Consider the following 20,688-nt stretch of genomic DNA (forward strand, 5'->3'; position numbering starts at 1 on the left):
CTAATTTGGGAGATTTTTTGCAAAATCCCTCAATTTCAAGGATAATACGCCCATTTTTGCAGACGAATTAAGAGAAAATATGTCATTAAATAACTACCCTCAAGAAGTGAATAAACGCAGAACCTTTGCGATTATTTCTCACCCCGATGCCGGTAAAACAACCATCACCGAAAAAGTGTTACTTTACGGAAACGCCATTCAAACGGCAGGTTCAGTAAAAGGCAAAGGCTCGCAAGCGCACGCCAAATCCGACTGGATGGAAATGGAAAAACAACGTGGGATTTCGATTACCACCTCCGTAATGCAGTTCCCTTACAATGATTGCTTGGTGAACTTACTTGACACGCCGGGACACGAAGACTTCTCGGAAGATACCTATCGTACCTTAACGGCGGTGGATAGCTGTTTGATGGTGATCGACAGTGCTAAAGGGGTTGAGGAACGTACCATTAAATTGATGGAAGTCACCCGCTTGCGTGATACGCCGATTTTAACCTTTATGAACAAGCTCGACCGTGATATTCGTGATCCGATGGAACTGTTAGATGAAGTCGAGAGCGTGTTGAAAATCAACTGTGCGCCGATCACTTGGCCGATTGGTTGCGGTAAGTTGTTCAAAGGGGTGTATCATCTCTATAAAGACGAAACCTATCTCTACCAAACAGGGCAAGGACATACCATTCAGGAAGTGCGTATCGTCAAAGGGCTAAACAATCCAGAGTTAGACCAAGCCGTAGGCGATGACTTAGCTCAACAACTACGTGACGAATTAGAGCTTGTACAAGGGGCAAGCCACGAATTTGAACTGGACGCTTTCTTAAACGGCGAATTAACCCCTGTTTTCTTCGGTACAGCATTAGGTAACTTTGGGGTCGATCACTTCTTAGACGGCTTAACCGAATGGGCGCCAGCTCCGCAAGCCCGTGAGACTGATTTACGCAAAGTGGACGCAAACGAAGAAAAATTCAGTGGCTTTGTGTTTAAAATCCAAGCGAATATGGATCCAAAACACCGCGACCGTGTTGCCTTTATGCGTGTGGTATCGGGCAAATATGAAAAAGGAATGAAGCTCAAGCACGTTCGTATCGGCAAAGATGTGATCATTTCCGATGCCTTAACCTTTATGGCAGGCGACCGTTCCCACGCAGAAGAAGCCTATGCCGGCGATATTATCGGCTTACACAATCACGGCACAATCCAAATCGGCGACACCTTTACCCAAGGGGAAAACTTGAAATTCACGGGTATTCCGAACTTCGCCCCTGAATTGTTCCGCCGTATCCGCCTAAAAGATCCGCTCAAGCAGAAACAGTTGCTTAAAGGTTTGGTACAACTATCGGAAGAAGGTGCGGTGCAAGTGTTCCGTCCATTGATGAATAACGACTTAATCGTTGGTGCAGTCGGTGTACTTCAGTTTGATGTGGTGGTTTCACGCCTGAAAACCGAATATAACGTCGAAGCGATCTATGAAACCGTCAATGTGGCGACAGCCCGTTGGGTGGAATGCAAAGATGCGAAGAAGTTTGAAGAATTTAAACGAAAAAACGAGCAGAATTTAGCCTTAGACGGTGGCGATAACTTAACCTATATTGCCCCGACAATGGTAAATCTCAACTTGGCTCAAGAGCGTTATCCTGATGTGGAGTTCTTTAAAACGAGAGAGCATTGATTTAGACATTTCTACAAGCGGTCAATTTTTGATGCCATATTACAAATCATCGGTATTATGTAGCAGTTTCACAAAGAATCATTTAGCTCAAAGACCTTCGCTCCCTCCGTTTACGGAGGGAGCTGCCGAAGGCTGAGGGAGGGGAAATAATATAACGAGTGAAAGTTAAATTTTTCCCTCCCCCCTATCCCCCCTCCGTAAACGGAGGGGGAGAAATTAAATAAAATTTTGAGTAACTGTTCCATAATACCGTAAATCATCGAAAAAATTGACCGCTTAACTTTTTATTCTTTCTTGAAAATTTCCTCAAAATACCTATATAAAGCGCACTTATTGAGATAAATCTTGCCAAAATAGGCGGAAAAAATGGTATAATCCACTACTATTTTTTTGCCTGCTCAAAAACGGAAATCATTATGGAACAACACGTAGATCAACAATTAGAACAACAATCTCAAATCGAACTTCTGATTGCTCAAGGTCGTGAACAAGGCTACCTTATTTTATCTGAAGTCCACGACCACTTACCTGAAGAATTGGTTGATGCAGAGCAAATTGAAGACATTATTCAAATGATTACGGATATGGGGATCCAAGTTTTAGAAACCGCCCCAGATACCGATGAGCTAATGCTTGCCGAAAATATTACCGATGAAGACGTGGTAGAAGAGGCAACAAAAGTGCTTTCTACCGTAGAGTCTGAACTCGGTCGTACAACTGACCCTGTGCGTATGTATATGCGTGAAATGGGTACGGTTGAACTTTTAACTCGTGAAGATGAAATTCAAATTTCAAAACGTATTGAAGAAGGGATTAACGAAGTACAATGCGCTGTGGCTGAATACCCAGAGGCATTAGTGGGCGTATTAGAATGTTATGCACAAGTTGAAGCCGGCGAAATGCGTTTAGTCGATCTGATTAGTGCTTTTGTTGATCCAAATGCACAAGAAGAAGCTCCGATTGATGAAGATGCTCATTTAAATGAGGATGAAGAAAGCGATATCGTTGCTGATGTTGATGATGAATCTGAAGACGAAGATGGCGATAGTGGTTCAGATAGTGCTGATGATAGCTCAATTGATCCAGAACTAGCTCGTGAAAAATTTGCGGCATTAAAAGCTCAACACGAAAAAGCATTACTGGCGATTCAAAAACACGGACGTACGCATGCAAAAGCGAAAGAACAAATTAATGCGCTTTCTGATATTTTCCGTGAGTTCCGTTTAGTGCCTAAACAGTTCGATTTACTGGTAGGCTCAATGCAAAAATTGATGAAGCAAGTTCGTGCGGAAGAACGTCAAATTCAACGTTATGCCGTTGAATATGCTGGCATGAAAAAAGCAGATTTCTTGAAAGCATTCCAAAATAACGAAACCACTGAAGCTTGGATCGAGAAAGCCATTAATGCTAAAAAAGGTGGTGCGCCTAAATTAGCTAATTATGTGGAAAAAATCCGCATTAATATTGTGAATTTACAAAATCTTGAGCAACAATCCGGCTTAACGATTGCACAAATTCGTGAAATTGGTGGACGTATTGCCAATGGTGAACTTAAAGCTCGCCGTGCGAAAAAAGAGATGGTGGAAGCAAACTTGCGTCTAGTGATCTCAATTGCGAAGAAATATACCAACCGTGGTTTACAATTCCTTGATTTAATTCAAGAAGGTAACATTGGTTTGATGAAAGCGGTTGATAAATTTGAATACCGCCGTGGTTATAAATTCTCAACCTATGCAACTTGGTGGATTCGTCAAGCGATTACCCGTTCAATTGCAGATCAGGCTCGTACAATCCGTATTCCGGTGCATATGATTGAAACGATTAACAAATTAAATCGTATTTCTCGTCAATGCTTGCAAGAAATGGGGCGTGAAGCAACGCCGGAGGAGCTAGCTGAACGTATGAATATGCCGGAAGACAAAATCCGTAAAGTGCTGAAAATTGCGAAAGAGCCAATCTCAATGGAAACCCCAATTGGTGATGACGATGATTCACATTTAGGCGACTTTATTCAAGACGAAAGCCTTGAGTTACCATTAGATTCTGCCACAGCGGAAAGTTTGCGCATTGCGACAAATGAAGTTCTCGAAGGCTTAACACCACGTGAAGCAAAAGTATTGCGTATGCGTTTTGGTATTGATATGAATACCGACCATACACTTGAAGAAGTGGGCAAACAGTTTGATGTTACCCGTGAGCGTATTCGTCAGATTGAAGCCAAAGCATTACGCAAATTAAGACATCCTAGCCGTTCAGAAACATTACGCAGTTTCTTAGACGATTAGTTCTAAATCCTCAGTCTTTGGGCTGGGGATTTTTCTCATTAGCGATAAGGAAAATAACAATGAAAAAATCACGCTTAGCGATATTGCTTACCATGACTTTTATCCTCGCCGGTTGCGATGATGCCAATTTATCCCAAAAAGTGATTGAAACAGAAAAGCAATTCGTTCAATTACAGACTGATTACAAAAAATCACAGGCAGATTTAACCGCCAAAGAAAATGAATTTAATGCGCTTAAAGCCGATTATACAAAATTGCGTGCTGAGTATGATGAGCTACAAAAACGTACCGCCTCATTCCCAGCATTGCAAGTTGAAATCACGAAGTTGATTGATAAATCCGAAACGTTAAAATTTCCGAAAGATCCCAAAGATGAATTTGCTCGCGAAGAATCTAAAGTGAGTGTTTTTGTAAATACCGCCATGACGCATATTGAGTGGTTAGATCAACTCTTATTACAAGAGTTATTAAAGCTTTATCTCACAAAAGATGAATCGGAGAAAGTGAACCTTACCGCAGTAAAACCACAAGATATTGTTGAACGCTTTGAAAAAATATACCAAGAGTTGGAAAAAGATGCGAAAGAGTATAAACCTTTTGCAATGGAAGAAAGCGTCTATACTCAATATTTAGGACAGCGTAATCATATTGTCTCTTTTACGCAGAGTACTTACACCTTTACCGGTGGCGCTCATGGTACAGGCTATACAAATTATCTTAACATTGATACGAACAAAAAAGCATTGATTACACTTAATGATGTGGTCAGCGAGAAAAACCAAGCAAAACTTAAAGCGCTTTTATGGGAAACATACACCTCAGAGCGCAGTGGTGAAGGGCAAACCCCATTGTTTGTCGAGAAAAAAGATTTCCGTATTTCTGACAATTTCTACTTTAGCAATGATGGAATTGTTTTTGTGTATCCGGTATATGAATTAAGGGCTTATGCAGAAGGTGAAATTGAGTTAGCCATTAACTACTATCAACTTAATGAGCTACTTACCCCAGAATTCAAACAAACTGAAAAAGATGGGTTTTATACCTTTCCTGAAGGTCAATAAGTTCTTTCCCTAGTTCAAAAATCCGTAGGCTTCCTTCATTAGCGAAGGGAGCCACGACTTTGCCTTACATATTCAAATAAAATTCCCTCGTAAAATGCTTAAATGCTTCACTGTATTGCTGATCTTGTTGATAAATCGTTAAGTGTTCTTCCTGACAAGGCGCAAAAGTCGGGCTAAAGGTTACAATCATACGTTTAGGTAAACTATTGACTTTAGGGCTAATTAACCAACGAGAAATGCAATGAAGTGTTGTCTCTTGAATCAATTTCTCGCCAGCATCAACGGGCAAAATAAACGTGATTTTACCTGTTTCATTTAACCATTCTTTTGCCTGATTAAGCCAATCTAAATGGCTTTGTACCACAGTACGTGCTAAATCGCGCTGTGGGTTGCGTGTAGCCAAACTTTGTGAAAAATAAGGTGGATTAGACACAATTAAATCAAATTTTTCTGAGAAAACCGCATTCATCACATCGCCATGAACAACGTTAATTCTCGCAGACCATGCAGAATTTTTCACATTTTCAACCGCTTGTTGGTAAGCATTTTCCTCTAATTCTAATGCTGTAATTTGACAACGTTCTTCTGTTCGTTGCGCTAACATAAGCGCAACCAATCCCGATCCTGTGCCCATATCTAAAATGCGTTGAACATTCGAAATATCTGCAATGGCACCTAATGAAATGCCATCGGTATTCACTTTCATGGCACATTTATCATGTGCTACGCTAAATTGTTTAAATTGAAAAGGTGCTGATTTTTTCATTTCTACATACAAATTTGATTTGAGATACGCTATAATCTCATTGTTTTTTTACCTCTACAACAGAAGGAAATCAAAATGGGCTTAGAAAACGTACCAGCTGGTAAAGAATTACCAGATGATATTTATGTTGTGATCGAAATTCCAGCGAATTCAGATCCAATCAAATACGAAGTGGACAAAGAAACTGGCACTTTATTCGTAGATCGCTTTATGGCAACAGCAATGTTCTATCCGGCAAACTACGGTTATGTGAACAACACGCTTTCTTCAGATGGCGACCCGGTAGATGTATTAGTACCAACACCATACCCACTTCAACCAGGTTCAGTGATCCGCTGCCGTCCGGTTGGTGTATTAAAAATGACTGACGAAGCAGGTGGCGATGCAAAAGTAGTTGCAGTTCCACACACAAAATTAAGCAAAGAATACGATCACATCAAAGATGTTGGTGATTTACCGGCATTATTAAAAGCACAGATCCAACACTTCTTCGAAAGCTATAAAGCATTAGAAGCAGGTAAATGGGTTAAAGTTGAAGGCTGGGAAGGCGTTGAAGCTGCTCGCCAAGAGATCTTAGAATCTTTCGAACGTGCTAAAAAATAATCTTTAACAAAGAAATGAAAATGCCAGAGTTTTGCTTTGGCATTTTTTATACTTCATTGAGGATATAAAAATGAAAATGATCAAGCGCCTTGCCCTTTCTGCTTTTATCGTTACTGCGATTGCAGCTTGTGTGAATACACAACAAATGAACGCAAAAGCATTACAAGGTTATGCACAAATGAAGCAACAAAATGCCAAAGCTATTGATACCTCATCATCAACAGCTAAGCGCATTCATGCTGTCTTTAATCGCATGAAGCCTTATGCGGAAAAAGCCAATAAAACCGGCGTACCTTTTAGTTGGGAAATTACCGTCTTTCGTACAAATGAGTTAAATGCCTGGGCAATGGCCGGCGGAAAAATGGGGTTTTATACGGGGCTTGTTGAAAAACTCAAAATGACAGATGATGAAATTGCAACGGTAATGGGGCACGAAATGGCTCATGCCTTGGAAGAACATAGTAAATCGTCTTATAATTTTGAAATGACTACTGGTATTTTGGGCTCCATTGCAGATGCTGCCGCAACTGCAGCATTAGGTGTTGATACTGGGGGACTTCTCAGCACAGGAACAGACTTGATCGCTAATAAACCATTCTCTCGTAGTCAAGAAACGGAAGCAGATGAAATCGGTTTAATGTTAATGGCACAAGCGGGCTATAATCCTTCAGCTGCTCCAAATGTATGGGTAAAAATGAGCCAAGCAAGTGGTGATTCAGGCTTATCCATTTTCTCAACTCACCCATCAAATGCAGATCGTAAAGAAAATCTAGAACGCTTAATTCCTGAAGCGATGAAGGTATATCAAGCGAATAAACGCTAATTCAAGCGGTCAAATTTGACAGATATTTTACTATCGTAGAAACCAATAGGGGCAATTTGAAATTGCCCCTTTATCTTTTTAAAGCATAACTTTTAATGCCTCTGTCAATTTCTGATAACGTTGGTATTTAGCCTGATATGCTGCGTAATGATTTGGATTTGGCTCAAACACTTTCATTTCTGAGGTCAATGCTTTTAGCTCCGTGGTTTTTCTGCCCGTACCTTGCATCGCCATCATTGCTGCTCCTAAACAACCCGTTTCTTCGACTTGTGGGATTTCTAACCTCATACCACTAAGATCCGCTAACATCTGCATCCAAACAGCCGATTTTGCCGGTCCACCGGTTACCCGTAAAATATTTGCGTGAGGAAAACGTTGTAACATTCGGTTTAAATGGTGCATTAAACTAAACAAAACGCCTTCATAAATCGCTTGCAGTAAGTGCATTTGCGTATGATGAGCTTGTATGCCGTAAAAGCTCGCTTGCATACCCAAACCAGCATTTGAGCCATACAAAAACGGTACAAATAAGATCGAGCTACTTGCCGGCGCAAGTTTAGTAATACCTTCATTGATTTGCTGGTAACTGAGATCGCTCCATTGTTTTAAAAACCATTCTAAATTTGCGGCAGAAGTCGGGCTGGCTTCGTGAACGATAAATTTATTGGCTTCTACGTAACGTCCATAAACAAACGGAAGTGTCTGTGTTTCATCAATATGATCTGTAATACCACTTACTACCGACCAAGTTCCTAACACCACATTTAATTTTGTTTCATCATCTAAGCCTGCACAATAAGCGGTAGAAACTACATCAAACAAGCCCCCTACCACGGGCGTGCCTGCTGCCAGTCCTGTTTGTTGTGCGGCTTGCTCGGTTACATAGCCTGCAATTTCATTCGGTTTAATCACAAGCGGTAATTTTTCTAAGATATTTTGCAAGCCTAACCGTTCGGCTAAGGCAGGATCATATTTTCCTGCGGACATATTATAGAGATTACTCTCTGAAATGTTTGTTTCTTCGCAATGTAATTGCCCTGTTAAACAAAAACGCAGATAGTCGTGCGACATCAGCACTTTATCAATTTTCGCATAACGCTCCGGTTCATTTTCTTGAAGCCATTTTAAGATCGAAACAGGATGCCCCGTCCAAAGTGTTTGACGTGTAAGAGGATATAACTGTTGAGGGATTTCTTCAGCCTGCCAACGTTTTACATTCTCCAACGAACGTTGATCCGAAGATAAAATGGCTCGCCCAAGTGGTTGCTGTTCTTTATCCAGTAAGAAGGCTCCCTTTCCTTGTGCCGAAATGCCAACCCCTTTAATGTCTTCAGCATTGATTTTACTTTGAATGATGACGTTTTTAATCACATTGGCACATACGGCCCATAATTGCGACATATCGCGTTCCGCATAGCCAGCTTGCTCGCTGATAACGGAAACATTTTCTCGAGCAAGACTTTGTACGATGCCTTGTTCATCAAACAGTGCGGCTTTCACAAAAGTACCGCCGCAATCAATACCGAGATAGTAGTTCATAACAGTTCCTTTTCTACAAATCAAAATACAGAAAAGAAAAGCGGTCTGATTTTGCAAAAATTTCGCAAAATCTAACCGCTTGTCTTGCCATTATTGTGCTAATGCATCCACTTTTTTCAACAGCTCATCGCCGTGTTTTTCCACAAAACTTTTACGTACTTGTTCTTCAATAACCGCTTTAAACGGCTTAGTATCCACTTGTTCAATCACTTCGATACCTTGTTTACGTAAATTCGCAATGATCTCTTGCTCGTTTTTCACATTAAGATCACGTTGGAACTGCCCGGCTTCTTTTGCTGCTTCAACAATAGCGGTTTGAAGTTCTGGTGCTAAGCTATCAAATTTGGCTTTGTTCATTACCACAATTAACGGAGTATAGCCGTGGTTGGTTAAGCTTAAATGTTTTTGTACTTCATACAATTTTGAAGACCAGAAAATCCCGATTGGGTGCTCTTGTGCGTCCACTGCACGGGTTTCGAGTGCGGTATAAAGCTCCGCCAATGGCATTGGCACAGGGTTACCACCTAACAATTTGAAGGCTTCGATGTACATTGGGTTTTGGTTAGTACGAACTTTTAAGCCTTTAATATCTTCCGGTTTTGTTACTGGGTGTTTTGAGTTAGAGAATGCACGGAAGCCAACGTCCCAGAACGCTAAACCTTTTAAGCCTTGTGCTTCAAGATCTTTCAATAAACCTTGTCCAATTTCGCCATCTAACACTTTATAAACGTGAGCACGATCTTTAAAAATAAATGGAATATCAATCACATTTAATTTTGGCTCAATGCCTGTAAAGTTTGGTGAACCAGACATCTCAAGATCAATGGTACCGCCACGCACACCGCTAATCATCGTTTGTGCATTACCTAAAGTGCTATCTGGGAAAAGTTTTAACTTAACTTCGCCTTTGGTTTTTTCATTTAATAAATCATTGAATTTTTTGGCTGCAATATGCTGACTATCACTACGTGGTGCTTCATAACCAAAACGTAATGAAACTTCTGCTTGTGCGACACCAGAAAATGCAACCGCTGATACCACTACAGCAGCTAATGTTTTTAAAGCTGAATTTACAATCCAAGTGCAACAAAAAAAGAAGTACTCATCAACTAGAATATAATTTTGTTTCCACACAAAAACCACTTCCAAATGATGAGTACTTCCTACCGACATCTTACAATAAACGAGCGAGAAAAGATAATGATTTTACTCGCACAGGGCAAAAAACAAGCAGAAATTGCCAAAGCACTGGGACGTAGCTCCAGCACCATTTCTCGCGAGCTGAAACGACACGCTCTAGAAAGCTACAGTGCAACGAACGCACAAAACAGCTATTTGAAGCATCGTCAAAATAGCAAAGCACAGCGCAAATTAGAGCAGCCTGAATATTTCAATTTGGTGCAAGAAAAGTTTCTGACAGAAAACTGGTCGCCCGAACAAATCAGCGCACGATTAAAATTGGAAAAATCTGAATTATCCATTAGTTATTCAACCATTTATCGTGGTATTTATTCAGGGTTGTTTGATATAGGCGAACGCAAAGCCAGTCGCAAACTGCGCCACAAAGGCAAAACACGGCATACAAAAAATCATCATGAAAAACGTGGCAAAATTCAGATATCCAACCATTTGAACGACCGTCCCATTTCGGCGCAAAATCGCAGTCGCTTTGGACATTGGGAAGCCGATACCGTACTGGGTAAAGCGGGTGGAGCTTGTTTGCTGACGCTGACGGAACGCAAAAGTCGTTTTGAGTTGGTGAAGAAAATTCCTGCCAAAAAAGCCGAAGCAGTCCAAAAAGCCATGATTGAATTGCTGGATTCACATATATTGCGGTCAATTACGCCAGACCGTGGTAAAGAATTTGCCCAACATCGTTTGGTAACAGAAGCACTGGGTGTAGAATTTTACTTCCCCGAGCCGCATCAACCGTGGACACGGGGAACGAATGAAAATACAAATGGGTTACTTCGTGAATACTTTCCGAAGCACCAAGACATCAATCAGTGGAGCGAAGTTGATATTCAACAGGTGATCAATAAACTGAATTTACGACCACGTAAATGTTTAGGTTGGAAAACACCTTATGAAGTTTACTTCAAAAAATCGTTGCACTTGGTTTGACAATTCAAGAATTAAAGAATGTTTTCATAGAGTTCTCCTATGGATTAGTGTTTTTATTATCCCTTATGAAAACATAAGGGATACTTTGTAAAATTTTTGCGAAAGCTGACCGCTTGTTATTGCATCCATTGTAATGGTACTAACACCAACTCTGGTACAAAAACAAAGGCAAGTAATAACGCAATCATCATCATTAAATATGGGAATACCCCTTTCGCTGCCTGATCAAACGGTAATTTTGACACACCGGTAATGACGTTTAATACGTTGCCGACCGGTGGTGTAATTAAGCCGATAGAGGTATTTAAGATAAATAACACACCAAAGTAAACAGGGTCGATACCAGCCTCTTCAACAAGTGGCATAAGCACAGGGGTTAAAATCAATACCGTCGGGGTTAAATCCATAACCATACCAATAACAAATACTGCTAGCATAATCACAAGCAATAATGTTGTTGGGCTTTCAATGAGAGGTTCTAACAACTCTGTAAGCATAGTCGGTAATTCAGCCACGGTAATTAACCAGCCTGTTACATTAGCAGCTGCCACCAAGAACATCACCACAGCGGTTGTTTTTGCTGCCGCTAAGATCACTTTATATAAATCTTTGATTTTGAGTTCACGATAAACAAAGAGCGAAACCACAAGAGCATAGAAGGTTGCAACAGCACCGGCTTCCGTTGGGGTAAACATACCTGAACGGAACCCACCAATGATGATGACAGGGAGTAATAATGCCCAAATACTGTTTTTAAATGAAATACAAAGTTCTTGTTTCGTTGCTTTAGAGAAGGTCATCAAGTCAAGGCGTTTTGCTTGCCACCACCATAATGCGGCTAAACAGATCCCCATCATAATGCCTGGGAAAATACCGGCTAAGAATAATTTGGTAATGGAAACACCGCTTGCTACACCAAACACGATAAACGGAATGGAAGGTGGAATAATCGGCGCAATAATACCAGCTGTCCCAATCAGACCGGCTGAACGATCTAACGGATAGCCAGTGGTTTTCATCATTGGTAGCAACATTGCCGCCACTGCCGCTGTATCCGCTACTGCTGATCCTGAAAGGCTTGCCATAATCATTGCCGCCAAAATGGCAACAAAACCTAAGCCACCACGTTTATGACCCACCAATTTCATTGGTAAGTCAATAATGCGTTTAGAAAGCCCACCTTCATTCATAATTTCGCCGGCAAGAATAAAGAAAGGAATTGCCATTAACGAAAAACTATCTGCACCGCTCACAATTTGTTGCGCAAGAATTTGTGCATCGAAGAGGTCTAAATGAAGCATTAACGCTACGCCACAAATCAATAAGGCGAAAGCAACAGGCACACCAAGAAGAATAGCACCTAATAATACTGAGAGGAAAATAGCAACGGTCATTGTGCTTCTCCTTTTCCAAGGCTAACAATGGTTGTAAACATTCTCGCCACAATTAAAATACCGATTAAACTACCTGCAATCACGCTGGCTAAATAAGTAATTCCCTGCGGTAAACCGGAAATCGGGGCAAGATTATTGAGGTTTAATTGAAATTGGATCCAGCTTCCATCAATAATAAGGTAGCAACAAAACAGCATTGCAGCATCGGTAACGAGACGTAATAATGAGCGACCTACCGGCGATAATTTATCGGTTAAAACCGTTACGCTCACGTGCTGATTTTCGCTAAAAGCTAGAACCGCACCTAAAAATGCCAGCCAAACAAACATATAGCGAGAGACTTCTTCGGTTATGCTGATACTACTATTAAAGCCGTAGCGTAAAACCACATTCACAAAAACTAAAATAGACATTGCGGTAAGAATAAGCACACATAGAGCTTCAAGTGCTTTTCCAACCAGTTGAGCCAGAGATTTCATAAATCACTCCTCAATTTCGCTCATCGCAATTTTGACGACAATTTTTCGGATCATCTCCGTACCATCATAAATTGCGGTTCTATGGGTATCTTCAGGAAAAAAGACAGCAAAATTACCACTCACACAACGGAATTCATTTTCGTTTTCCGCTGTGGCGTAGTATTGAATATCACGAGTTTCATCATATGCCTGTGCAATCGGGTTTGTGCCTAAATCCGTTGCCGCCGCCATCACTTCTTTCCCTTTGTGTAGATATTGCACATCAAGATAACGGCGATGAACTTCCGGCTGAAATGCCGATTTAGGTTGAGTTACCAAGTCTAAAACTTGAACAAAAATTTCACGTCCTTTTAACTCATATACACCGGCTTCCATCTTATCAAAATCGGTCTTTTTCAGATAATCTAAAGCAAAGGCGATTGCTTTTGGATATTGTTTGGGATTGTAATTTGAGATATGACCAAAAAACATCATTTGCTCCTTTGTGAAGCCGATTTGCAAAACATTTCAATATTTTGACCGCTTGCGCATCGGCTTTTCACACTTCCGTTATAAAGATTTCAATTTCGCCCAAACCGTATCATCAACAGGAATACCGTTTGCTTTGTTATCCGCTAAAATGGTCGTAAATTCGTGCCCCGGTAAACGCACTTCCACATTTGGATCTGACGGTTCAGCTGTTTTCACATATTCCATAATGCGGTTAAGTTTTTCCTCTTTTGTTTTACCATCAATCAAACGATCAACTTCAATGGCAATAAAGACTTGCGATACACAATACTCATCACTTTTATCTTCTGTCACTGCGGCTGTGGATTCGCCGTTTGAAAGCAATGTTGCAATCATATCCAACACAATAGATAAACCCGAACCTTTCCAGAAGCCCATCGGTAATAAACGGCGATTTTTCTCAACCGTTGCTGGATCACGGGTTAAATGACCATCATCATCAAAACCGGCATCAACAAAAGTTTGGCGACCGGCTAAACGATGTACTTCTAACATACCGTAAGAGTACATTGAACAAGACATATCCACCATGGTAATTGGCGTTGTCGGCACTGCGATAATTAACGGGTTCGTCCCAATACGGCATTCTTTTGCGCCCCAAGGTGGCATAACCGCAAGTGCATTCGTCCAACAAATGCCGATATAACCTTTTTCTGCTGCTTGCCAGCCATAAGAACCACCACGCATCCAATGGTTTGCATTTCGTAATGCGACCACGCCAATACCATTCTGTGCCGCTAATTCCATTGCACGATCCATCATTTTCTTCGCCGTTAAATTCCCAATGGCTTGATGTGCATCCCATTGCTCAATTGCACCTAAACTTAATACTTTGGTAGGCTCGGCTTCAGGGACAATATCGCCGTTTTCAAGCTGCTGAATAAAACGAGGAAAGCGGTTTACTCCGTGCGAATAAGCACCGGCTTGTGTTGTGTCAGTAAAAACCGTTGCACATTCTTCTGCGATCTCTTCACGAACTTGGCGAGCAAGTAATACACGTTTAAACTCCGCTTTTAATTCATCATAGGATACACGAATAGTCATAATGGCTCCTTTTAGGCTATAATTTCATTTTATGAAATGCTATTTCATATTTGAATATTAGAGGGTTATTTATTAGACGTTAAGCGGGAAAATTCAATTTTGTGAGATCCCTCACATTTTGAATTCTAAAAGTGTGAACTCCATCACATTTTTTATTCGGAAATTCTCTTTTAATAAAAAAGACTAATCAAAAATCAGTACGGAATGGATATGACAGAAGAAAAAGCAAACGGAAATCAAAGCTTAATTCGAGGGCTAAAATTACTGGATATTTTAAGCAATTACCCCAATGGTTGCCCTTTAGCACAATTGGCGGAAACAGCAGAGTTAAATAAGAGTACAGTCCATCGCTTACTGCAAGGGCTACAACAAGAAGGGTTTATTCAACCAGCGACCACGGCAGGAAGCTATCGGCTCACGACAAAATGCCTTTCGATTGGGCACAAAATGTTTTCGTCACTCAACATTATTCATGTTGCTGCTCCTTACCTTGAGCAACTTAATTTAAAAACGGGTGAAACGGTCAATTTTTCAATGCGAGAAGATGATCATGCCATCATGATTTATAAGTTAGAACCAACAACGGGCATGCTACAAACTCGTGCTTATATCGGGCAACGCCTCTCGCTGTATTGTTCGGGTATGGGGAAACTCTATCTTGCTTACGATAAAAATTCACTCGATTATTTAGAAAAATACTGGGAGAGTCATCAAGAGATTATTCAACCGCTCACGTGTAACACGATTACGGATATCAATGCAATGCAAAATGAACTCGAGGAAATCAAACAGCAACATTTTGCACTCGATAAAGAAGAAAATGAAATTGGTGTAACTTGCATCGCCTATCCCATTTTTAACTTTAAAGGCGAAGTTAAATACGCCCTCTCGATTTCAACATCGGTATCAAGGTTGCATCAAATTGGCACAGATTTCTTACATCAAGAAATTAAACAAACCGCTTTAGCGATTTCAAAAGAACTAGGGTGGGAAAAAGCCGGTACTATGTAGCAATTGCACAAAAGTCAATTTTAAGAAGATTTAATGTAGGGGCGGGGATAAACCCCGCCCCTACGAAAATATTAAATATTTGTGCAAATGCTACATAATACCGTAAATCTGCAAAATTCTAGAAAAAACGACCGCTTGTAAAAGGTATAACAAGCGGTCAAATTTTTATAATGGAAAGAAAATCGGCACAAGGAATACCGTGGCGAGCATAACCAAAATGGTAAACGGCACGCCGATTTTGACAAAATCCATAAAGCGATAACCGGCAGGACCAATGACCATGGTATTGACCGGTGATGAAATTGGGGTCATAAAGGCGGCGGAGGAGGCAATTGCAATGACCATTACCAATGCCGTTGGCGAATAACCCAGCTGTTTGGCAACTTCAATGGCAATCGGTGCCATCAAAATTGCCGTTGCCGTATTTGAAATAAATAAGCCGACCACCGCGGTTAAAGCAAATAAGCCTAATAGAATAAAATAAGCATTCGTCTGTGCACCACCGGTTATGCGGATAAACTCTTCAACCATCAAACTTACTCCGCCCGTTTTTTGCATGGCGATGGAGAACGGCATCATGCCGACAATCAAAATCAAACTCGGGAAATGGATAGAATCATACGCAGATTTCATATCAATACAGCGGAACTTGCCGAGTAACAGACAGGCAATTAACGCCGCAATCACGTTTGGTACAATACCGGTAATCATCAACACCACCATCAAAAACACGGAAAAGAGTGCATGTGGCGCTTGGCTTGCTGCCGGTACTGCCAATTTGCTCTCTTTTGGCAAGCCTAATAGAAAGAAGTCTTTACGTTCTTTGGCAAGCGTTTCAATTTTCGACCAGATCCCCATAACAAGTAGAATATCGCCCGATTGGATCGTTTCGCTTAATAGATCGTTGTGTAGAATGTTTTTCTCACGCTTAATGCCAATAATGCTTAATCCATAAGAAGAACGAAAACGTAATTCAGGAATTGTGCGACCAATGGTCTCCGTTTCCGGCATGACCGCAAGTTCTGCCATGCCAACGGATTTCGCTTGCGTTGAGAAATAGCTACCTTTTAATTCAATTTGTTGAAGTTTAAAGAGTTCGCATAATTCAAGAAAACGAACTTCATCGACACCAATATCAACCAATAAAATATCTTTTTTCTGTAACTGATCGTTGCCATAAGCCGCAATCGTAATATGGCGGAAATTCTTAAAACGCTGAATGGCGATAATGTTCATTTGATAAACCGAACGAAGTTTTAGCTCATCAATCGTTTTACCAATCAGCGGTGAATCCTCTTTTAGAATGACCATTTTTGCCCGACCGTTAAGTCCATATTCTTCGATCAATTTCGCCATCGAATCTTCGTTGCTATTGTTCACATTATTTGCAACCCCATCATCTAACCAACGACGAGCAACTAACATATACAAGATACCCAAACCAAGAACTACGATACCGATCGGCGTAAAACTAAAGAAATGAAAGCCTTGATAGCCTGCTTTAACTAATTCTGAATGGGTAACCAAGTTCGGTGCGGTGGCAATTAATGTCATCATACCGCTAATTAACCCCGCCACACTTAACGGCATCATTAAACGGCGAGGGGAAATATTCATGCCGGCACAAATCGCTAAGACCACCGGAATAAAAATCGCCACAATGCCGGTTGAACTCATAAAAGAGCCAAGCACACCAATGGATAACATCAACAAAACAAGAACTTTCGTTTCGCTCGCGCCAGCTACTCGCATAAGCCAATCGCTGATACTATTTGCTACGCCGGTTCGAGATAAAGATTCGCCAATGATGTAAAGTAATGCCAACAAAACGATATTTGGATCGCTCAAACCGGCAAAGATTTCTTGAGTGGTTAAAATGCCACTTAAACTAAAGCCAAGCATTACTAATAATGCCACTACGTCCATTCTGAGCTTGTTTTGAATGAAAAGAATAATGGCGACAGCAAGGAGTGCCAACACAATAAATAAAGGTTGGAATACCATATCAGGCAGGTAAGAAGAAAGAGAATTTAAGGTATTCATAGCCACCTCAATTGCAAAATATTTGAAAAATTAGACCGCTTATCCACTTAGGTCTTTTTCTTTCTCGCTCTAGGATGAGCCGCATCATATACTTTTGCTAAATGTTGAAAATCCAAATGGGTATAAATTTGCGTGGTTGCTAAACTACTATGCCCTAGCAATTCTTGCACGGCACGTAAATCGCCCGAGCCTTCCAACATATGGGTCGCAAAAGAGTGTCGAAGTTTGTGAGGGTGTAAATGCGTTTCTAACCCTTGCTTTCTCCCCCACTTTTCCATAATGAGCTGAATTGAGCGATGAGACAAACGTCCGCCTCGATTATTAAGAAAAACCGCATTATCCTGAGGATTAAAACTCATACGCACCTCAAGCCAACGATGTATCGCTTCAAGTGCTTTCGAGCCAATTGGCACAATACGCTCTTTATTTCCTTTACCGAGTAAACGTACTTCTCGGGTGGCTAAATCCATGCAGTCAAGATCCAACCCTTGTAATTCGGAAAGTCGTAACCCTGAGCTATACATCAGCTCCATCATCGCCAAATCACGAATTTCTAAAGGCGTGGTCGCTTCCGTATTTAATAATTGAGCGACCTGCTCGGCATCCACATTTTTAGGTAAATGTCGCCCTACTTTTGGGGCTTTAATCCCAAGAGCCGGATTTGCCGGCAGTTGTTCGTGTTTGACTAAATAAGCAAACCACTGTCGCAATGCGACTAGCCTTACACCGATACTTTTAGCGCCTAAACCTTGTTTATGGCTTTGGCTCAAAATCCAGCGAATAACCGAAGCATCCACCTCTTGCCACGAACTGATTTGATGCTGCTTTAACATCGCACAGACAGCTTGTAGCTGGCGTTGATAGTTACTCAACGTATGGGGACTAACTTGTTTTTCTGCTCGAAGATAATCCCAATAAGGCTGAATTTGAGCGTAAAGCGTATTGTCCATCACAAATTAAGCTAAACCTAATTGCCCAATTTTTACGCCGACATTACCTAATGCCACGGGGCTTAGATACTGTCCTAAGAACTCAAATAATTCATCTAAATCCGTAAATTCACGTTGCACTTTAATATCATCTTCTACTTTACGTACAAATGAATAGATCGTTTTTGCTGATGAAATATGTGCTTCAAGAGTAATATACACCGTTTCAAAAAAGTGATTTACATTGCCTTCTTCGCCTGGGTCACTCACGCGAACATTCCAATGATTACTAAATAAAACTTCGGTTTTAATTGACATGTTTACCTCTTAGTATGTTGTGTTAAATATCGATATTATCTAAACCAATAAATTTCGCTTTCGGAAAATATTGTTGTAAATAATTTAATAAATATGCTTCTGTATTTTGACTGATCAGAGAGTCTTGATCAAGATAACGATTATAAACCAATGCTTCTAAAGGAATTTGGTATTGCTGGCACGCCATCAAACTGAGTAACGTGTGATTAATACTGCCTAATTTACCTGAACTAACCAAAATTAGCGGATATCGCTGTGTTTTCAAATAATCTAAGGTGGTTCTCGTTTCGGTGTAAGGCACAGCCAGTCCGCCGGCGCCTTCTAACAAGACATAATCATATTTCTGTCTTAATTGATGAACCGCGCGGTTAATTTTATTTTCATCAATTTCCGTATGCGCTAAACGCGCCGCTAAATGTGGCGAACAAGGATAAGGAAAAACATAAGGGCAAGTCAAACCTGCTTTATCTTCAGGCAATAAATCAATGCCTTGAATTTTGCGATGCACTAAAATATCGGCCGCAATCCCTTCACAGCCGGTTTGAATCATTTTTTGCGTAATGACGGAAAATCCCTGTTCCAGCAATTTCTTAGCATAAAAACCTGTTGCAATGGTTTTCCCTACATCGGTATCAATACCCGATACAAAAATCACTTTACCAAGCATGTTATTTCCTTTTTTTACGAGCCATTACATAAAGTGGCGTATAAGTTAATGTAACGCCTAAATTCTGCTGAAATCGCGTACGATAACGCTGTTCAAACTGAGTTAGACGTTTGTCCGACCATTTAGAGGGATCAATAATGCTTACCCCTGTTTTATTTAAATGGATCAATACTGACAATGCCGAATCAAAATAGAGTGGGATTTTGTCTGTTGTTAAAACAAGAACTTCAAATTTATCGGCTAATAATTTATACCATTCGTCTTCGGTGGGATAAGTTAATCCTGTTTTAAGCAGACACTTAATTTCATAAAGATTTTTAGGAGAAAATGTATTAAACAATAAAATGCCGTCATCATTCAGCATGTTGACCGTCTTTTTCAGGAAGTTCGCTTCGTTTTCAAACCATTGAACCGAAGAAGCGGAAATCACCAAATCATAACCCATGCCGAAATTTTCTCGCTCCGCGTCACCGAAGTGATAATGCACCGAAGAATAAGGTAATTTTTGGCGTAAAGCAGGCTCATAATCGCGACAAAGATCGTTTAGTACCAAACGCTCGAAAGAGCATTGCGATACAAGTTGTTCACTTAACATACCTGTGCCGCAACCTATTTCAAGTATTTTGCCAAAAGCTTTGCCTTGGATTGCGAGTAACGCCATCAGCTTTTGTACAATACATTGTTGAGCAATCGCATTATTATCATATTCCGATTTTGCTTGTGAAAATCGGATAGCGACTTGCTGTTTATCCACTAACTGCACGCGGTATCCTTAAGCAGTTCTTGCCAACCGGAAAAGTGATTAAAAAGATAATGCTCCGCATCAATAAGCTGAATTTTGGTTTGCGGTTGATTTTGCCAGTACTCAAGCTGATTTTGTGTTGGAATAATTTTATCTTTGTTGCCAATAATAGCTTTTTGCCACACTAGCAACCCCGTTCGATTATCTTGCATAATACAATCATTTAAGTGCGCTAACTCTTGTTTTACTTCTGTGAAATCTCGCTTTTCAGGTAACAAGCGGTAATTTTCTAGGGCAATTTTACCGCACATTCTGCGTTCAAATTTTGCAAGATTTTCTTCGCTTAAAGACGCAAGCGTACCGTCAAACACTGCCGTTGGAATGCCAAATTGATCGTGTTTAGGTGCCCCCGTTCCATTGATCGCCACAGCGTGAGTCAAAGGAATAGCATGTAAAACACGTTCAGCCACCCAAACGCCTAGAGACCAAGCCACCACATAAATTTCTTGATAGCCCGAAAAATCAAATTCAAGATGCAAATCTCGGTAATCGTAACAAATCAGTAAATCGAAATCGTTCGATAATTCCAAGTATTTCGCAATACTGATTGGCGTTCCCCAGCCGGAAAAATACACAAGCAATTTACGCTGTTGGCGTGCAATATGTTGATAGCGCACTTAA

Annotated in this window: 20 protein-coding genes; 7 read left to right on the forward strand and 13 right to left on the reverse strand. The window is 40.7% G+C overall.

Annotated features, from left to right (window positions below; all coding sequences use genetic code 11):
• Positions 1-79: 79 nt before the first annotated feature.
• From prfC to DDU33_RS01530, 3 genes are all read left to right on the forward strand, one after another.
• Positions 80-1,669, forward strand: coding sequence for a peptide chain release factor 3 (gene prfC / locus DDU33_RS01520; protein WP_108922724.1), 1,590 nt, complete (start codon positions 80-82; stop codon positions 1,667-1,669).
• Positions 1,670-2,085: 416 nt separating this feature from the next.
• The gene (rpoD, locus tag DDU33_RS01525; protein WP_108922726.1) at positions 2,086-3,954 is read left to right on the forward strand and encodes an RNA polymerase sigma factor RpoD; all 1,869 of its coding nucleotides are present in this window, start codon (positions 2,086-2,088) and stop codon (positions 3,952-3,954) included.
• 59 nt (positions 3,955-4,013) lie between these two features.
• Positions 4,014-5,015 carry a DUF3298 and DUF4163 domain-containing protein gene (locus DDU33_RS01530; protein WP_108922728.1) on the forward strand — a complete coding sequence of 334 codons (1,002 nt, stop codon included), beginning with the start codon at positions 4,014-4,016 and terminating at the stop codon, positions 5,013-5,015.
• Between the two features lie 64 nt (positions 5,016-5,079).
• Here the strand turns inward: DDU33_RS01530 and DDU33_RS01535 are convergent, their stop codons facing one another.
• A complete protein-coding gene (locus tag DDU33_RS01535) occupies positions 5,080-5,781 on the reverse strand; it encodes a tRNA1(Val) (adenine(37)-N6)-methyltransferase (protein ID WP_005819147.1) in 702 nt (233 codons plus the stop codon).
• Positions 5,782-5,856: 75 nt separating this feature from the next.
• On the opposite strand from DDU33_RS01535, the gene ppa reads away from it, so the two are divergent.
• Together ppa and DDU33_RS01545 are read left to right on the forward strand one after the other, a co-directional pair.
• Positions 5,857-6,384, forward strand: coding sequence for an inorganic diphosphatase (gene ppa / locus DDU33_RS01540; RefSeq protein ID WP_005823469.1), 528 nt, complete (start codon positions 5,857-5,859; stop codon positions 6,382-6,384).
• Positions 6,385-6,454: 70 nt separating this feature from the next.
• Positions 6,455-7,207, forward strand: a complete 753-nt coding sequence (locus tag DDU33_RS01545) for a M48 family metallopeptidase (protein WP_005819142.1) — start codon at positions 6,455-6,457, stop codon at positions 7,205-7,207.
• 78 nt (positions 7,208-7,285) lie between these two features.
• Here the strand turns inward: DDU33_RS01545 and DDU33_RS01550 are convergent, their stop codons facing one another.
• On the reverse strand, positions 7,286-8,746 hold the full coding sequence (locus DDU33_RS01550) for an FGGY-family carbohydrate kinase (protein WP_108922730.1): 1,461 nt from the start codon (positions 8,744-8,746) through the stop codon (positions 7,286-7,288).
• A 90-nt stretch (positions 8,747-8,836) separates the two neighbouring features.
• The gene (locus DDU33_RS01555) at positions 8,837-9,787 is read right to left on the reverse strand and encodes a TRAP transporter substrate-binding protein (RefSeq protein WP_244175340.1); all 951 of its coding nucleotides are present in this window, start codon (positions 9,785-9,787) and stop codon (positions 8,837-8,839) included.
• A gap of 108 nt (positions 9,788-9,895) precedes the next feature.
• Between DDU33_RS01555 and DDU33_RS01560 the strand changes: the two genes are divergently transcribed.
• A complete protein-coding gene (locus tag DDU33_RS01560; RefSeq protein ID WP_012478345.1) occupies positions 9,896-10,870 on the forward strand; it encodes an IS30-like element ISApl1 family transposase in 975 nt (324 codons plus the stop codon).
• A gap of 116 nt (positions 10,871-10,986) precedes the next feature.
• Here the strand turns inward: DDU33_RS01560 and DDU33_RS01565 are convergent, their stop codons facing one another.
• From DDU33_RS01565 to yiaK, 4 genes are all read right to left on the reverse strand, one after another.
• A complete protein-coding gene (locus tag DDU33_RS01565; protein ID WP_108922732.1) occupies positions 10,987-12,264 on the reverse strand; it encodes a TRAP transporter large permease subunit in 1,278 nt (425 codons plus the stop codon).
• Positions 12,261-12,743 carry a TRAP transporter small permease gene (locus DDU33_RS01570; protein ID WP_005820363.1) on the reverse strand — a complete coding sequence of 161 codons (483 nt, stop codon included), beginning with the start codon at positions 12,741-12,743 and terminating at the stop codon, positions 12,261-12,263. Before DDU33_RS01570 ends, DDU33_RS01565 begins: the two co-directional genes overlap by 4 nt.
• 3 nt (positions 12,744-12,746) lie before the next feature.
• A complete protein-coding gene (locus DDU33_RS01575; RefSeq protein WP_108922734.1) occupies positions 12,747-13,214 on the reverse strand; it encodes a NanQ anomerase/TabA/YiaL family protein in 468 nt (155 codons plus the stop codon).
• 78 nt (positions 13,215-13,292) lie between these two features.
• Positions 13,293-14,291: a 3-dehydro-L-gulonate 2-dehydrogenase gene (gene yiaK, locus DDU33_RS01580; RefSeq protein WP_039895944.1), complete on the reverse strand. Its 999-nt coding sequence runs from the start codon at positions 14,289-14,291 to the stop codon at positions 13,293-13,295.
• A gap of 216 nt (positions 14,292-14,507) precedes the next feature.
• Between yiaK and DDU33_RS01585 the strand changes: the two genes are divergently transcribed.
• Positions 14,508-15,308 (forward strand): IclR family transcriptional regulator, encoded by an 801-nt coding sequence (locus DDU33_RS01585; protein WP_108922736.1) that lies wholly within the window; start codon positions 14,508-14,510, stop codon positions 15,306-15,308.
• A 165-nt stretch (positions 15,309-15,473) separates the two neighbouring features.
• Here DDU33_RS01585 and DDU33_RS01590 read toward each other — a convergent pair whose 3' ends face one another.
• From DDU33_RS01590 to DDU33_RS01615, 6 genes are read right to left on the reverse strand one after another with little or no spacing between them, the layout of a single operon-like run.
• Positions 15,474-17,351: an SLC13 family permease gene (locus DDU33_RS01590; RefSeq protein ID WP_108922738.1), complete on the reverse strand. Its 1,878-nt coding sequence runs from the start codon at positions 17,349-17,351 to the stop codon at positions 15,474-15,476.
• Positions 17,352-17,398: 47 nt separating this feature from the next.
• Complete coding sequence (xerC, locus tag DDU33_RS01595; RefSeq protein WP_108922740.1) at positions 17,399-18,301, reverse strand: tyrosine recombinase XerC; 903 nt, start codon at positions 18,299-18,301, stop codon at positions 17,399-17,401.
• A 6-nt stretch (positions 18,302-18,307) separates the two neighbouring features.
• Positions 18,308-18,598, reverse strand: coding sequence for a DUF5377 family protein (locus tag DDU33_RS01600; protein WP_005820375.1), 291 nt, complete (start codon positions 18,596-18,598; stop codon positions 18,308-18,310).
• Between the two features lie 22 nt (positions 18,599-18,620).
• Complete coding sequence (bioD, locus tag DDU33_RS01605) at positions 18,621-19,265, reverse strand: dethiobiotin synthase (protein ID WP_108922742.1); 645 nt, start codon at positions 19,263-19,265, stop codon at positions 18,621-18,623.
• 1 nt (position 19,266) lies between these two features.
• The gene (bioC, locus tag DDU33_RS01610) at positions 19,267-20,028 is read right to left on the reverse strand and encodes a malonyl-ACP O-methyltransferase BioC (RefSeq protein ID WP_108922744.1); all 762 of its coding nucleotides are present in this window, start codon (positions 20,026-20,028) and stop codon (positions 19,267-19,269) included.
• On the reverse strand, positions 20,019-20,684 hold the full coding sequence (locus DDU33_RS01615) for a DUF452 family protein (protein ID WP_108922746.1): 666 nt from the start codon (positions 20,682-20,684) through the stop codon (positions 20,019-20,021). The genes bioC and DDU33_RS01615 overlap by 10 nt, the downstream gene beginning before the upstream one ends.
• Positions 20,685-20,688 lie beyond the last annotated feature (4 nt).

It is taken from the genome of Actinobacillus porcitonsillarum, assembly GCF_003101015.1.
Taxonomy (GTDB): Bacteria; Pseudomonadota; Gammaproteobacteria; order Enterobacterales; family Pasteurellaceae; genus Haemophilus_A; species Haemophilus_A porcitonsillarum.

Excerpts from the sequence above, each read along its gene's own strand:
- DDU33_RS01550 (WP_108922730.1), bottom strand. The coding sequence starts at position 8,746 with ATGAACTACTATCTCGGTATTGATTGCGGCGGTACTTTTGTGAAAGCC.
- prfC (WP_108922724.1), top strand. The coding sequence starts at position 80 with ATGTCATTAAATAACTACCCTCAAGAAGTGAATAAACGCAGAACCTTT.
- ppa (WP_005823469.1), top strand. The coding sequence starts at position 5,857 with ATGGGCTTAGAAAACGTACCAGCTGGTAAAGAATTACCAGATGATATT.
- DDU33_RS01585 (WP_108922736.1), top strand. The coding sequence starts at position 14,508 with ATGACAGAAGAAAAAGCAAACGGAAATCAAAGCTTAATTCGAGGGCTA.
- DDU33_RS01565 (WP_108922732.1), bottom strand. The coding sequence starts at position 12,264 with ATGACCGTTGCTATTTTCCTCTCAGTATTATTAGGTGCTATTCTTCTT.
- DDU33_RS01590 (WP_108922738.1), bottom strand. The coding sequence starts at position 17,351 with ATGAATACCTTAAATTCTCTTTCTTCTTACCTGCCTGATATGGTATTC.
- DDU33_RS01530 (WP_108922728.1), top strand. The coding sequence starts at position 4,014 with ATGAAAAAATCACGCTTAGCGATATTGCTTACCATGACTTTTATCCTC.
- bioD (WP_108922742.1), bottom strand. The coding sequence starts at position 19,265 with ATGCTTGGTAAAGTGATTTTTGTATCGGGTATTGATACCGATGTAGGG.
- DDU33_RS01545 (WP_005819142.1), top strand. The coding sequence starts at position 6,455 with ATGAAAATGATCAAGCGCCTTGCCCTTTCTGCTTTTATCGTTACTGCG.
- DDU33_RS01600 (WP_005820375.1), bottom strand. The coding sequence starts at position 18,598 with ATGTCAATTAAAACCGAAGTTTTATTTAGTAATCATTGGAATGTTCGC.
- rpoD (WP_108922726.1), top strand. The coding sequence starts at position 2,086 with ATGGAACAACACGTAGATCAACAATTAGAACAACAATCTCAAATCGAA.
- DDU33_RS01560 (WP_012478345.1), top strand. The coding sequence starts at position 9,896 with ATGATGAGTACTTCCTACCGACATCTTACAATAAACGAGCGAGAAAAG.
- xerC (WP_108922740.1), bottom strand. The coding sequence starts at position 18,301 with ATGGACAATACGCTTTACGCTCAAATTCAGCCTTATTGGGATTATCTT.
- DDU33_RS01575 (WP_108922734.1), bottom strand. The coding sequence starts at position 13,214 with ATGTTTTTTGGTCATATCTCAAATTACAATCCCAAACAATATCCAAAA.
- DDU33_RS01535 (WP_005819147.1), bottom strand. The coding sequence starts at position 5,781 with ATGAAAAAATCAGCACCTTTTCAATTTAAACAATTTAGCGTAGCACAT.
- DDU33_RS01570 (WP_005820363.1), bottom strand. The coding sequence starts at position 12,743 with ATGAAATCTCTGGCTCAACTGGTTGGAAAAGCACTTGAAGCTCTATGT.